The following is a 12,821-nucleotide window of genomic DNA, read 5'->3' as shown; positions in this document are numbered from 1 at the left end:
CTAATGACAACCGCGCTCTGCCGTGTTCGGGTGCGCGGGCTTGTCTCAGCCTGTTTTCGAAGTGGCGCGTGTAACTGAAACAGGACGCCTCTGCAAGTGGTTGCTGGCAGGGAATCTGAAAGGAACTATAGACACCCAATGGCCGATACTGACAGCTCCCTTGTAGACGATCGTCGTGCAACGCAGCCGGAGGGTGGCGAGGCCATCCATCGTCCCAAGGCGAAGTCCCTGAAGCCGCTCGCCTTGCTGCTGCCCTATGTGGCGCGTCACTGGGTGACGGTCACGGTTGCGCTGATCTTCCTGGTCGCGGCTGCGGCTGTCAGCCTTGCCATTCCCTTGCTTCTGGGCAGCGCTGCTGATGCCGGTAGTGCGGCGCAAGGAAATGCCGAAGAATTGCTGTCGCTGGTCGACCGCGCATTTCTCTGGGTGGCGCTGGCGGCAATCCTGTCTGGCGTGCTTGGCGCTGTCCGGTTTTATTTCGTCTCGCGTTTCGGCGAGCGGATCGCCGCTGACCTGCGCAAGGATCTCTACGCCCACCTTCTGAAGCTGTCCCCGCGCTATCATTCCCAGATGCGGTCGGGGGAGGCGGTCTCACGCCTGACGGCAGACATTACCCTGATAGAGACATTTCTCGGGTCATCGGCCTCTCTGGCGACACGCACCCTGCTGACGACAATCGGCGCACTGACCATGATGCTGGTCGTGAACTGGAAACTGGGGCTGACCCTTCTGGCCATGCTGCCGATTGCGGTGCTGCCCGTGATGGCGATTGGCCGCGTAATTCGAACCATGTCGAACCGGGCGCAATCGCGGCTGGCAGATGCGGGTGCGGAGGCCGCCGAAGCGCTTGATGCCATCGAATTGGTGCAGGCCTATAACCGGGAACAGAGCCGCCTTGGCGCTTTCACCGAAGCGGTCGAAGCAACGTTCGAGGCCGCGATGCGGCGGATCGGGGCGCGCTCCATCATGATCGTGCTGGTGTCGGTGCTGTTGTTTGGCGGCTTTGTGGGTGTGTTGTGGCTTGGTGCGCGCGCCGTTGCGACGGGGGAGATGAGCTTTGGCGATCTCGCCTCCATGGTGTTGTACGCGCTTTATGCCGGTTCAGGCTTCGGAATGCTGGCGGAAGTCTATGGCGAGGTGATGCGCGCTGCGGGTGCGGCGGACCGCGCGGCAGAGGTTCTGAACGCCGAGCCTGAGATCACTGCGCCAGAGCATCCGGTGGCCCTGCCTGCGACGGTGACTGGCGCGTTGGAGTTTGATGACGTCACCTTCCGCTATGGGGATGAGACCGTATCGGCGCTGGAGCATTTCTCGCTGTCTGTGAAACCCGGCGAGTTTGTTGCCCTGGTCGGCCCCAGTGGTGCGGGCAAGACAACCGTCTTCCGTCTCGCGCTTCGCCTGTTCGATGTTCAGTCAGGCCGAATTGTTCTGGACGGCGTGTCCGCGATGCAGGCGGATCCGCGCGACTGGCGACAGCAATTTGCCTATGCCCCGCAGGAGTCTGCCTTGTTCACAGGTACGGCGGCGCAGAATATCGGCTTCGGGACCGATAATCCCGACGAGGCGCTGCTGGAAAATGCCGCGCGCATGGCGGAAGCGTTCGAGTTCCTCGCCGAGAAGGATGGCCTCGCGACAGATCTCGGCCAGAAGGGGCGGAGCCTGTCTGGTGGTCAGCGCCAGCGGGTTGCCCTCGCGCGCGCGCTCGTACGTGACGCGCCGGTCCTGTTGCTGGACGAGGCGACCTCCGCGCTCGATTCCGAAAGTGAAGCAGCGGTGCGCCGCGCGATCTCCAATGCCGCTGAGGGCCGGACGACGCTCGTCATTGCGCACCGCCTGTCGACCGTGCGCCGGGCGGACCGGATCATCGTGATGGAGCATGGCCGCATCGTGGAAGAGGGCAATCATGACCAACTCGTCGCCAAAGGGGGGCTCTATGCCCGCCTCGCCGAGTTGCAATTTGCAGAAGGCTGATCCGCTTATTTCTTGCGGAGTTTCTTGACCTTGCCGTCAATCGTGAACGCAAAGGCAAGCGACAGGACAAGGGGCACCCAGATCGGCAGCTCCCCGAGGCCCGGCGTTTCCAATGCCTCTGCCAGATGATCGTCTACACACCACCACAATAGCCAAAGCCACATAGTTCCAGTTCCTTCATCAAGCCCCTACGCGGCGGATGATATCGGCTGGCAATGACGTGTCCATTGAAAGATGGAGCAATCTGCGCCACCCTCGAAAGGTATATCAATGAGGGCGCCTCTGATTGGCTGCTGCTTCTCTGGACCGGATTTGGGGTGAAACCGCATGATACATTGGCTGCTCGTGGCTCACATTATCGTGGTGGGATATTGGCTGGGCTCAGAATTGGTCATCAATTCCTCTTTCCGGTTCGCCACCCGAGACGTTGCTTCTCCGCTCGAGGCGCGAGACCGGATGCTGCAGCATGTGATGAATACGGATCAGCATGTCCGGTTTGCGCTGGTGCTTCAGGCCTCCCTCGGAACCATTCTTCTGGCCGCGTATGGCTGGGTCCCCGGCGGCCAGACATTGATGATCGTCGCCGCTGTGCTTGGCGTGTTCTGGCTTGGCTTCGTCGAATACATTCACCGCGTGCGGCACTCGGCAGTAGGGGCCCGGCTCGCTGCACTCGACCGTGGATCGCGCTATGTGCTGATGGGCGTTCTGCTGCTGATGTCGATCGGTGTGATCGGAGGGGATTGGCCAATTCCACTTTGGCTTCGATTCAAGTTCGCGGCGTTCGCCGGCGTGATCGCGACTGGCGTTCTGGTGCGGCTACAGCTTATCCGTTTCTTCCGGGTCTGGGGCGAAATGAAAACGGATGGCGTGACTGACGCGCGCAATGCGCGCGTCAGCACTCTGGAAAATCAGGCAAGCTTCCTGATCGTCATGATATGGGTATTCATCGCCATCATCGTGGCCTTGAGCCTGTTCAAGCCTGTTTGATTGGCCTGCCTCATTCGGCGGCCTGCAAGGCTGGCGGAACGTCCGCTTCTTCTGCGGGGGTAAAGCTCAGCACGCCATCATCAAGTTTCCCGAATCGCAGATTCATCAGGTCCGCGCTGTAGCTCTGATTCAACTTCCAGGGCTTCTCCGTATGCTGGCGAGGGAACTGGTCCATGACGCGCTGGAAATAGCCTGACGAGAAATCCACGAACGGCTCTGTCTGGTTTGGATAATGATCCAGCTTCGGCATCGCCGAGCCATACCCGTGCTGGTCCATGTAATTCAGCAGGCGACAGACATATTCAGACGTCAGATCGGCTTTCAGCGTCCATGAGGCGTTCGTGTAGCCGAACGTACACGCCAAATTCGGCATGTTGGACAGCATGACGCCCTTATAGTTCAGCATGCGACCGGGATCGCGCTTTTCGCCATCGATGGAGACTTCGACCCCGTTCAGGAATTGCAGCTGAAGCCCCGTCGCGGTCACCACGATGTCCGCGTCCAGTTCCTTGCCGGATTTCAGTTTGATTCCCGTCTTGGTGAATGTCTCGATATGGTCAGTTTCGACGCTGGCCTTGCCGGATTTCAGCGCATTGAACAGGTCTGAATCCGGCACAAGGCAAAGCCGCTGCTCCCACGGATTGTAGGCGGGATTGAAATGCGTCTCGACCGGATAATCGGGGCCAAGTTCTTCCTTCACCATGCCGACCAGGCGGTCCCGGGCCTTGTCCGGATTTGCGCGGGTCTGCCTGAAAAAGAATTGTTGCAACAGGACATTCCGCCAGCGGATGAAGGAATAAGCCCAGCTATCGGGCAGAATCTTGCGCAGGAAGTTTGCGAACTTGTCTACCGCCGGGCGCGACACGACATAGGTGGGCGAGCGCTGCAGCATGGTGACGTGCGCTGCCTTGTCGGTCATCGCGGGCACCAGCGTCATCGCCGTTGCGCCGGAGCCGATGATCACGACTTTCTTGCCGGAATAGTCCAGATCCTCCGGCCAGTGCTGGGGATGGATGAACTGGCCTTCATAGGTGGCTTCCCCCGGGAAGTCCGGACGATATCCCTCATCATAGCGATAATAGCCGCCGCACATGAACAGGAACCGGCAGGTCGTGACGTCCCGCGCGCCAAGGTCATCCTCATGCGTCACATGCCAGAGTTGCTCTTCGCTCGACCAGTTCGCGGCCACGATCTTCGTATTGAAACGAATGTGGGGTGTGATGCCGTATTCATCGGCCGTGTCTTCAACATATTTCCGGATGGACGGGCCGTCTGCGATCGCCTTGGCTTCGGTCCAGGGTTTGAAATTGTATCCCAGCGTGTGCATGTCACTGTCCGAACGGATGCCCGGATAGCGGAACAGGTCCCATGTCCCGCCAATTGCGCTGCGCTGCTCGAAGATCTGATAGCCCAGACCGGGGCATTTCTTTCCCAGATGAACCGCTGCGCCAATGCCGGAGAGACCGGCCCCGATGATCAAAACGTCCGTATCGGAGTGTGTCATGACTGTTTCCTGCCCGTTTTTCAGCCCATAAGGCCAAAAAATGACGCAGGTGTCACGGAGTTTCTGACCCTTGCGGGGGGCGACCCTACGGAAGGGGCCTAGTCTGCCTTGCGGGCAAATGCAGCGGCGTGGCGCAATTGCTTTTCGATCAGCGGGTGCAGGTCTTCATTCGCTGCGAGCAGGGATCCGGTCTGCATCACATCTCCGCCATCAATCTCTGTGATCGTGCCGCCAGCTTCCCGAACCAGCACGATTCCGGCTGCAATGTCCCAGGGCTGCAGGCCGCGTTCCCAGAAACCATCGAACCGGCCAGCGGCAACATAGGCCAGGTCCAGCGCCGCCGACCCATAGCGACGAATACCGGCGCAGGCTGGGGTCATGGCCAGCATCTCGCGGGCGAAATGCGTGTGTTTCTCTTCGGCCTTGCCATGCCAGGGCGTGCCGGTGGCAACGACCGCTTCATGCAGCTTGGTCCGAGCGGCAACGCGCAGCTTGCGGTTCTCCAGCCAGGCACCGCGACCGGTTTCGGCCCAGAAGATCTCATTCTTGGCGACATCATAGACGACGCCTGTCAGCAGCTTGCCCTCACGTTCCAGCGCGATGGAAACGGCATAGTGCGGTTGCCCGTGCAGGAAGTTCAGCGTGCCGTCGAGCGGGTCAACGATGAATTTGTTGGACTTGTCCGTGCCCTCGACAATGCCCCGTTCTTCCATGACGAAGCCATAGCCTGGCCGCGCCTTGGTGAGGGAATTGTAGATGATCTCTTCGGCGCGATGATCTGCGTTCGAGACGAAATCAGCCGGGCCCTTCTTTGAGACCTGCAGGTTTTCGACTTCGCCGAAATCACGCGCGAGGGAGCGACCCGCTGCGCGAGCGGCTGCGATCATTACGGTGCCGACGGGGGAGGGCTTGGACATGTCTGACCTTAGTCTGCGCGGCGGAGATAAGTGGAATCGGCGGTCTGGACGACGATTTTCTCGCCGGTGCCGACAAAGGGCGGAACCATGATGCGGACACCGCCGGTGCAGCTGGCTGGCTTGAAGCTGTTTGCAGCAGTCTGGCCTTTCACGACCGGCTCGGTTTCCTCGACTTCGAGGATGACCTGCTCGGGCAGGGACACGCCAATCGGCTTCTCGCCATAGAACTCGATCTCGACAACCATGCCGTCCTGCAGGAAAGCGCCCTGATCACCGATGAAATCCCGCGGGATCATGATCTGCTCGAAATTCTCCTGATCCATGAAGGTGAAGGAGTCATCGTCTGCGAACAGGAATTGGTGGTCTTTCTGCTCCAGGCGGACCTTCTCGACGGTCTCGGATGAGCGGAAGCGAACATTGGATTTGGACCCGTTCAACAGGTTGCGCAGCTCGACCTGATTGAATGCGCCGCCCTTGCCTGGCTTGACTGAAGCCGTCTTCAGGGCGCGCCAGACGCTGCCGTCATGCTCGATGACGTTGCCCGGCTTGATTTCGTTGCCATTGATCTTGACCATGGGAGGCGTGTCCTTTTGAAGGTTTGGCGGGGGCGTAAGCCCTAGGCTGGAAACGGTCAAGCCGGGGTGTGTTAATGCGCCTGCCAAGCAGGCTGGGCAACAAATCCGGCCCTCCTTGCCCCGACCTCTATTCACAGATGGCTGCAATCGTGAGCAGAATGCCATTTCCACTGGAATATGGGGGACACAAAATGATTCAACGCCTGCTTACTTTTGACAAGCTGATCGGCACGACGCTGATCAAGATACTCTACTATATCGGCCTCGTGGGGATTGGGCTTTACGCTATCATCATGCTTTTGACGGGGCTCGGTGTCATGGTCAGCCAGAGCTTCCTCGGCGGCATAGGTATCGTCATCGCGGCGATCATCGGTGGCGCAATCAGCCTGCTGTTCTGGCGCTTCATGTGCGAGCTCTACATGCTGTTCTTCCGCATCAGCGACGATGTCCGCGAACTCAAGGAAATGAAGTCCGGCCCGACGCCGCCTGCGGCAAGCCCGGCTTCGTCAGACTTCTAGTTTGCGGATGGATCCAGTCGATCCAGCAATGCATTGAACTCTGCCACCGCGGCCGGAGCACCGGCCGGGTGGTTCCACACGCCGGAGGACACGGCGAGGAAGTCTGCGCCGGCCATGACAAGCGGCTCGGCGTTCTCGACGGTAATTCCGCCAATCGCGACGCAGGGCACTTCCATGCTTTCCTGCCAGATCTCCAGCAGGTCTGGCGACGCCTCCACCGTGTCATCTTTCGTGCCGGTGGCGAAGAACGCGCCAAACGCGACATAGTCCGCGCCGGCTTCGCTGGCCTGCATGGCCGCGTGGCGGGAATTCTTGGCGGTGGCGCCGACGATCATATCCTTGCCGACGATCTCCCGCGCCGTTTGCACCGGCACATCGTCCAGGCCGACATGCACGCCGTCCGCGCCTAGTTCCACGGCGAGCTGAGGGCTGTCATTGATCAGTACGGCAGCGCCATAGGCCTGTGCCATAGCCGTCACGGCAGCGCTGACCTCGCGGGTCGCGGCTTCGTCTATTTCTCCGGCCTCGGTCTTCAGGCGAAGCTGAAGACAGGCCACATCGCCCGCCGAGAGGGCAGTTTCCAGCAGGGCGGCAAAGCCATCCACATCCTCAATGCGGGGAGGGGTGATCAGGTAAAGCCGCGTACGCGGGCGGACATAGTCTTCAGGTGTGCTCATGGCGCGCGCTATAGCGCAGCGGACAATCTGCTGAAAGTCCTCAGACTCGGTGATGTGGCGGCCAAATGAAAAAGGCGGCCCCAGAGAGCCGCCTTCTCATCAAGCTGTCTGCAGCGATCAGCCCGCTGCGGAGGCTGCGCAGATATTGTCGATTGTGGCGGCCAGCGTCGTGTTGAAATCCTCGTCGCTCTGCTGTGCCGAGAGGCCTTCGGTCAGGGCGCGGGAGAAGCTGGCGATCATGCCGGTGTTCTGGGAAAGCTTGTCACATGCGTCGGTGCGGGAATACCCACCTGACAGGGCAACAACGCGCATCACGCGCGGATGCTCGACCAGTGATTTGTACTGGTTCGCCTTGGTCGGCAGGGACAGTTTCAGCATCACCTGCTTGTCTTCACCGAGCGCGTCGAGCTGTTTGGTGATCTCTGCCAGAAGGATGTCTTCGGCTTCAGCCTTGTCAGAGATGGTGATCGTGACTTCCGGCTCGATGATCGGCATCAGGCCATGGCCCAAGATCTGGCGACCCACGTCGAATTGCTGCGCAACGATGGCGGCGATGCCTTCCGGGTTGGCCGCATGGATGACGGAGCGCATCTTGGTGCCGAAGATGCCCTTTGAGACAGCGCGCTCCAGCAGGCTGTCGAGGTCTGGCATCGGCTTCATCAGTTGAACGCCATTCGCCTCGTCGGCGAGGCCCTTGTCGACCTTCAGGAAGGGGACGACCTGATGTTCGTTCCAGAGATATTCAGCGGTCGGCGTTCCGTCGACTTCACCATCCATCGTGCGTTCGAAGAGGATCGCGCCGATGACTTTCTCGCCATTGAAAGCAGGCGCCTTGATGATGCGGGCGCGCATGTCATGGATCAGCGAGAACATCTCTTCATCATTGGAATAGGCGTCTTCGTTGACACCATACAGCCGCAGCGCCTTGGGCGTGGAACCGCCGGATTGGTCGAGTGCTGCGATGAAGCCATTTTTCTCGGCAATCTGCCGGGCCATTTGTGGATTGGTCATAGGAATAACGGGGCGTCCCTTGCATGCGTGAAGTTTGCAAACTTTGCATTCAAGTACCGTGCCTGTCAGACGGGTCAACAGGGCTACCTATCTGGAAAATCCCGCACGGCAGATCGCCTGAATCGTAATCACTACAGGCGATCTGGGGAAGTATCAGGGCGAAATCCGTGCAGGATTAACGGGCTCGGCCGCGCAATCAGGCTGCATAAAAATTTTTCTGATGCCCTGCAGCACTTTCTGGGAACGTTGTCATTTGAAAGGCCCCGCGCGATATGCCGCAGGGCTGTCTCAAAAAGGATCAGGCCTTGAGCGCTTCGACGCCGGGCAGGGCCTTGCCTTCCATCCATTCGAGGAAGGCGCCGCCGGCTGTGGAGACGAAGGTGAAGTCGCATGCGGCGTCTGCATGGTTGAGCGCGGCGACGGTGTCTCCGCCCCCGGCAACGGCAACCAGCTTGCCGTCCTTGGCGCGAATGCCTGCAGCCTGGGCGGCGGCTACCGTGGCCTTGTCGAACGGGGTCAGTTCGAACGCGCCGAGCGGGCCATTCCAGACCAGAGTCTTCGAGGCGCCCATTGCGGCGACCAGCTTGGCGACGGTTTTCACGCCCGCGTCGAGGATCATCTCGTCCTCGGCAACGTCATCGACGGCGCAGGTGCGGTTCTCGGCATGGGCCTTGAAGTCCTTCGCCACGACGACATCGACCGGCAAGAGGATCTCGCATTTGTTTTGCTCGGCCACCTGCATGATCTCTCGTGCGGTGTCGGCGAGGTCATGCTCGCACAGGGACTTGCCGACGCTGATGCCTTGCGCGGCCAGGAAGGTGTTGGCCATGCCGCCGCCGATGGCGAGCGAGTCCACCTTGGTGACGAGGTTCTTCAGCAAGTCGATCTTGGAGGAGACCTTTGCGCCGCCAACCACGGCGAGGACCGGGCGCTCCGGCGTGCCGAGGGCCTTGTCCAGCGCGTCCAGCTCCGCTTCCATGTTCACGCCGGCATAGGCCGGCAGGAGCGAGGCCAGAACGGCCGTCGAGACGTGCTTGCGGTGAGCGGCGGAAAAGGCGTCGTTGACGTAGATATCGCCCAGCTCAGCGATCTCTTTTGCCAGTTCGGGATCGCCTTTTTCCTCACCGGCATAATAGCGGGTGTTTTCCAGCAGGATCACGCCAGCCGGTTCGAGCTTCTCGATGGCGGCCTTTACATGATCGCCCTTGCAGTCGGCGATGAAGCTGACATTGGAGCCGAGCACCTTGCCGAACGCGCCTGCCACGGGGGCAAGGCTCATCTCTGCCACGCGCTCACCCTTCGGGCGTCCGAAATGCGCCAGCAGGGCCACTTTGGCGCCCTGGGTCCGCAGGGTCTGGACTGTATCCACCGCTGCGCGCAGGCGGGTGTCATCCGTTACGAGGCCGTTTTCCATCGGCACGTTGAAGTCGACCCGGACGAGGGCAGTCTTGCCGGTCAGGTCACCGGCATCGGCAAGGCGTTTGAAGCTGGACATGAGGATATCTCCAATAGGCCCGGCCATGCGGGCGCAATGCGGTGGGGATGGAAAAAGAGCGCCTCCCGGCCAGGAAGCGCTCTTGGAAGAGGGGGGCTAGATCAGCTTTGACATGGCGAGCGCCGTATCGCTCATCCGGGTCGCAAAGCCCCACTCATTGTCATACCAGGACAGGACGCGAACCATCGTGCCTTCGATGACTTGTGTCTGGTCGAGCGCGAAGGTGGAGGAGTGCGGGTCGTGGTTGAAGTCTGCAGAGACCAGCGGCTTGTCGGTATAGCCGAGCACGCCTTTCATCTCGCCATCGGCGGCGGCCTTGATTGCGGTGTTGATTTCTTCAACCGTGGTTGGCTTGCCGGCGTCAAAGACGAGGTCGATCATGGAAACGTTCGGTGTCGGAACGCGAACGGCGGAACCGTCGAGCTTGCCCTTCAGTTCCGGCAGGACGAGGCCGACAGCCTTGGCAGCGCCGGTCGAGGTCGGGATCATGGACATGGCAGCCGCGCGGCCGCGGTAGAGATCCTTGTGCATGCGGTCCAGCGTGGGCTGGTCGCCTGTGTAGGAGTGGACCGTGGTCATGTAGCCGCGCTTGATGCCGACCGTATCGTTCAGGACCTTGGCGACCGGTGACAGGCAGTTCGTGGTGCAGGACGCGTTGGAGACAACGAGATCATCCTTGGTCAGCGTGGAATGGTTCACGCCGTAGACGATGGTCTTGTCGGCATTGGTGGCCGGGGCGGAAACCAGCACGCGCTTGGCGCCAGCCTTCAGGTGGGCGGAGGCTTTTTCCTTGTCTGCAAAGATGCCGGTACATTCCATCGCGATGTCGATGTCCAGTTCGGCGTGCGGCAGGTCAGCGGGGTCGCGCACGGCGGTGCAGAGGAATTTGCGGTCGCCAACGATGATCGTGTCACCGTCCACCTCGACCGTCTGGTTCAACCGGCCATGAATGGAATCGTACTGAAGCAGGTGGGCATTGGTGGCCACTGGGCCGAGATCGTTGATCGCGACGACTTCGATATCCTTGCGATCATGCTCGATGATCGAACGCAGGACGAGGCGGCCAATGCGGCCAAAACCATTGATTGCAACACGAATGGCCATGAAAAATCTCCTTTGGAGCGGCAGGCTTTAAATCTGCTGGCCCTTTACGACGACTACGCAATTTCGTCCACCCGCTCGCCATGCGGCCTCGCGCCGCTCACCCCTGATTGCGCTAACAGTTATCGGGCGTGGACTTGCCCTCGCCGGGCCCGTATTGCGGAAGGCTTCAGGGAGTGAGCGCATGCGGCAAACGCAGATCGGATCGAGCGGATTTGAGGCCGGCAGCCTGGGCTTTGGGTGCTGGCGTTTTCTGGGACATGACCTGTCCCATGCCGAGACGCTGATCGAGACGGCACTCGATCTGGGCATGACGCTGATTGATACGGCGGACATTTACGGTTTCGGCGATGCCGGGTTCGGCGCGGCAGAGGCGCTGCTGGGCGAGGTGCTGGCGGCAGACCCTGCGCGGCGCGGCCGGATGGTGCTGGCCAGCAAGGGCGGGATCATTCCGCCTGTGCCCTACAATTCCAGCCGGGCCAATCTGATCGAAGCCTGCGAAGCCTCGCTGACGCGGTTGGGCGTTGAGCAGATTGATCTGTACCAGATCCACCGCCCGGACCTGCTGACCCCGTGGGAGGAAGTTGCCGGAGCGCTGGACACTCTGATTGCGGACGGAAAGATCGGCTATGCCGGCGTGTCCAATTTCACGGTGGCGCAGACCCGCGCGCTGCAGGCGCATCTGGGCGCGCGCATTGTCAGCACCCAGCCGGAATTCTCGGCCTTGCATCTGCAGCCGCTGGAAGATGGTACGCTGGACTGGTGCCAGGAAACCGGGGCAACGCCGATTGTCTGGTCGCCGCTGGCCGGGGGCAGGCTGGGAGAGGGATACTCACCGCAGGCGGATGACCCCGGCCGCCTGGCCGAATTGCACGAGACGCTGGACCGGCTGGCCGCCCTGTATGATGCGCAGCGCAGCGACGTGGCGCTGGCCTTCCTGCTGAAGCATCCTGCCAGGCCGATTGTCCTGCTGGGCACGCAGCGCCCGGAGCGATTGGGGGCGGGGCGCAATGCGCTGGCCATCCCGCTGACGCGCCAGCAATGGTATTCCATCCTCGAAACCTCTCGCGGCGAACCCATGCCATGAGCCAGCAATTGCCCACTGGCCGGTCGGCATCCGACTGGGCGCTGTTTGCGCTGCTGACCCTGTTCTGGGCCGGGGCCTATGCCCTGACGCGCGTGGCGGTTGACAAGGGCAATCCGGACGCAGGCCTGCCGGTTGGCTGGGTGTTGCCGGGCCGCCTGACCATCGGCGCGGCATTGCTGTGGATCGTCATGCTGGCGCGCGGGCAGAAACTGCCATCCTTCCGGGACAAGCCACGCTGGATCGCCATCATTGGCATGGGGCTGGCCGGGTCTGTCTTTCCCTTCTTCCTGATCACCACGGCGCAGGAGACGGTGAATTCCAGCCTCGCGGCGCTCTATACGGCGGCGGTGCCGATCTTCGTGGTCAGTGGCGCAACCTTTCTGTTTGCGGATGAGCGCATGACGCGCGGTACGGCGGTGGGCGTACTGGCCGGGTTTGCGGGCGTGGCGGTGTTGTTCGGGCCGGACGCGATGAAGGGGCTGGGCAATGCGAGCGTGGTGGCGCAGCTTCTGTTGATCCTGGCAACGATGAATTATGCGGCGGCCAGTTTGATGGCGCGGGGCGCGCCGAAGATCGAGGCCATTCCCTTTGCCACCGGCTTTGTCACGCTGGCGGCGATCGTTTCATGGCCTCTGGTCTTCACGGTGGATCCGTCCGACGTGAATGCGGACTGGACCCATTGGGCGGGCGTTGTGGGCCTTGGCGTTATCCCGACCGCGATTGCGCAGGCGCTCTACATGTTTCTGATAGCGCGGACCAGCGCGACGTTCCTCTCATTGACCGGCTATGCCATTCCGGTGGTCAGCGCCGTGCTCGGATGGATCTTTTTCCGGGAGACCCAGAGTTGGCATGCGCTGATCGCTTTCGCATTGATCCTTGGCGGGGTCTGGCTCGCCCGGCGTGGCGGCGGCGTGAAAACCGGGTAGGCAGCTGCACATGCGACGCCCGTGAAGGCGCTTCGTTTCTGGAAATCGAGTT

The 12,821-nt window shown here is 61.1% G+C and carries 13 protein-coding genes; 5 read left to right on the top strand and 8 right to left on the bottom strand.

The window, feature by feature from the left end:
- Window positions 1-138 precede the first annotated feature (138 nt).
- Window positions 139-1,971: an ABC transporter transmembrane domain-containing protein gene (locus HY36_RS02500; protein WP_035547730.1), complete on the top strand. Its 1,833-nt coding sequence runs from the start codon at window positions 139-141 to the stop codon at window positions 1,969-1,971.
- A 5-nt stretch (window positions 1,972-1,976) separates the two neighbouring features.
- Here the strand turns inward: HY36_RS02500 and HY36_RS18595 are convergent, their stop codons facing one another.
- Entirely contained in the window at window positions 1,977-2,135 is a 159-nt protein-coding gene (locus tag HY36_RS18595; RefSeq protein WP_164473909.1) for a hypothetical protein, read from the bottom strand.
- A 163-nt stretch (window positions 2,136-2,298) separates the two neighbouring features.
- Here HY36_RS18595 and HY36_RS02495 point away from each other — a divergent pair, with 163 nt between their 5' ends.
- Entirely contained in the window at window positions 2,299-2,958 is a 660-nt protein-coding gene (locus HY36_RS02495; RefSeq protein ID WP_035547727.1) for a hypothetical protein, read from the top strand.
- Window positions 2,959-2,968: 10 nt separating this feature from the next.
- On the opposite strand, the gene HY36_RS02490 is transcribed toward HY36_RS02495, so the two are convergent.
- From HY36_RS02490 to efp, 3 genes are all read right to left on the bottom strand, one after another.
- Window positions 2,969-4,462 (bottom strand): flavin-containing monooxygenase, encoded by a 1,494-nt coding sequence (locus HY36_RS02490; RefSeq protein WP_035547725.1) that lies wholly within the window; start codon window positions 4,460-4,462, stop codon window positions 2,969-2,971.
- Between the two features lie 98 nt (window positions 4,463-4,560).
- Entirely contained in the window at window positions 4,561-5,379 is an 819-nt protein-coding gene (locus HY36_RS02485; RefSeq protein ID WP_035547722.1) for an inositol monophosphatase family protein, read from the bottom strand.
- 8 nt (window positions 5,380-5,387) lie between these two features.
- Window positions 5,388-5,954 (bottom strand): elongation factor P, encoded by a 567-nt coding sequence (efp, locus tag HY36_RS02480; protein WP_035547719.1) that lies wholly within the window; start codon window positions 5,952-5,954, stop codon window positions 5,388-5,390.
- A 191-nt stretch (window positions 5,955-6,145) separates the two neighbouring features.
- Here efp and HY36_RS02475 point away from each other — a divergent pair, with 191 nt between their 5' ends.
- Window positions 6,146-6,472, top strand: a complete 327-nt coding sequence (locus HY36_RS02475; RefSeq protein ID WP_162175933.1) for a DUF4282 domain-containing protein — start codon at window positions 6,146-6,148, stop codon at window positions 6,470-6,472.
- On the opposite strand, the gene thiE is transcribed toward HY36_RS02475, so the two are convergent.
- From thiE to gap, 4 genes are all read right to left on the bottom strand, one after another.
- Window positions 6,469-7,149 carry a thiamine phosphate synthase gene (gene thiE / locus HY36_RS02470; protein ID WP_035547713.1) on the bottom strand — a complete coding sequence of 227 codons (681 nt, stop codon included), beginning with the start codon at window positions 7,147-7,149 and terminating at the stop codon, window positions 6,469-6,471. The two genes, HY36_RS02475 and thiE, sit on opposite strands and share 4 nt — an antisense overlap.
- Before the next feature lie 117 nt (window positions 7,150-7,266).
- A complete protein-coding gene (locus tag HY36_RS02465) occupies window positions 7,267-8,160 on the bottom strand; it encodes a fructose bisphosphate aldolase (RefSeq protein WP_035547710.1) in 894 nt (297 codons plus the stop codon).
- Between the two features lie 298 nt (window positions 8,161-8,458).
- A complete protein-coding gene (locus tag HY36_RS02460; protein WP_035547707.1) occupies window positions 8,459-9,655 on the bottom strand; it encodes a phosphoglycerate kinase in 1,197 nt (398 codons plus the stop codon).
- A gap of 96 nt (window positions 9,656-9,751) precedes the next feature.
- Window positions 9,752-10,759, bottom strand: coding sequence for a type I glyceraldehyde-3-phosphate dehydrogenase (gene gap / locus HY36_RS02455; protein ID WP_035547704.1), 1,008 nt, complete (start codon window positions 10,757-10,759; stop codon window positions 9,752-9,754).
- Between the two features lie 181 nt (window positions 10,760-10,940).
- On the opposite strand from gap, the gene HY36_RS02450 reads away from it, so the two are divergent.
- The gene (locus HY36_RS02450; RefSeq protein ID WP_035547702.1) at window positions 10,941-11,843 is read left to right on the top strand and encodes an aldo/keto reductase; all 903 of its coding nucleotides are present in this window, start codon (window positions 10,941-10,943) and stop codon (window positions 11,841-11,843) included.
- Entirely contained in the window at window positions 11,840-12,769 is a 930-nt protein-coding gene (locus tag HY36_RS02445) for a DMT family transporter (protein ID WP_035547699.1), read from the top strand. The genes HY36_RS02450 and HY36_RS02445 overlap by 4 nt, the downstream gene beginning before the upstream one ends.
- Window positions 12,770-12,821 lie beyond the last annotated feature (52 nt).

This window comes from Hyphomonas atlantica corrig. (assembly GCF_000682715.1).
Taxonomy (GTDB): Bacteria; Pseudomonadota; Alphaproteobacteria; order Caulobacterales; family Hyphomonadaceae; genus Hyphomonas; species Hyphomonas atlantica.
This window is presented reverse-complemented; position numbering and strand designations above follow the sequence as displayed.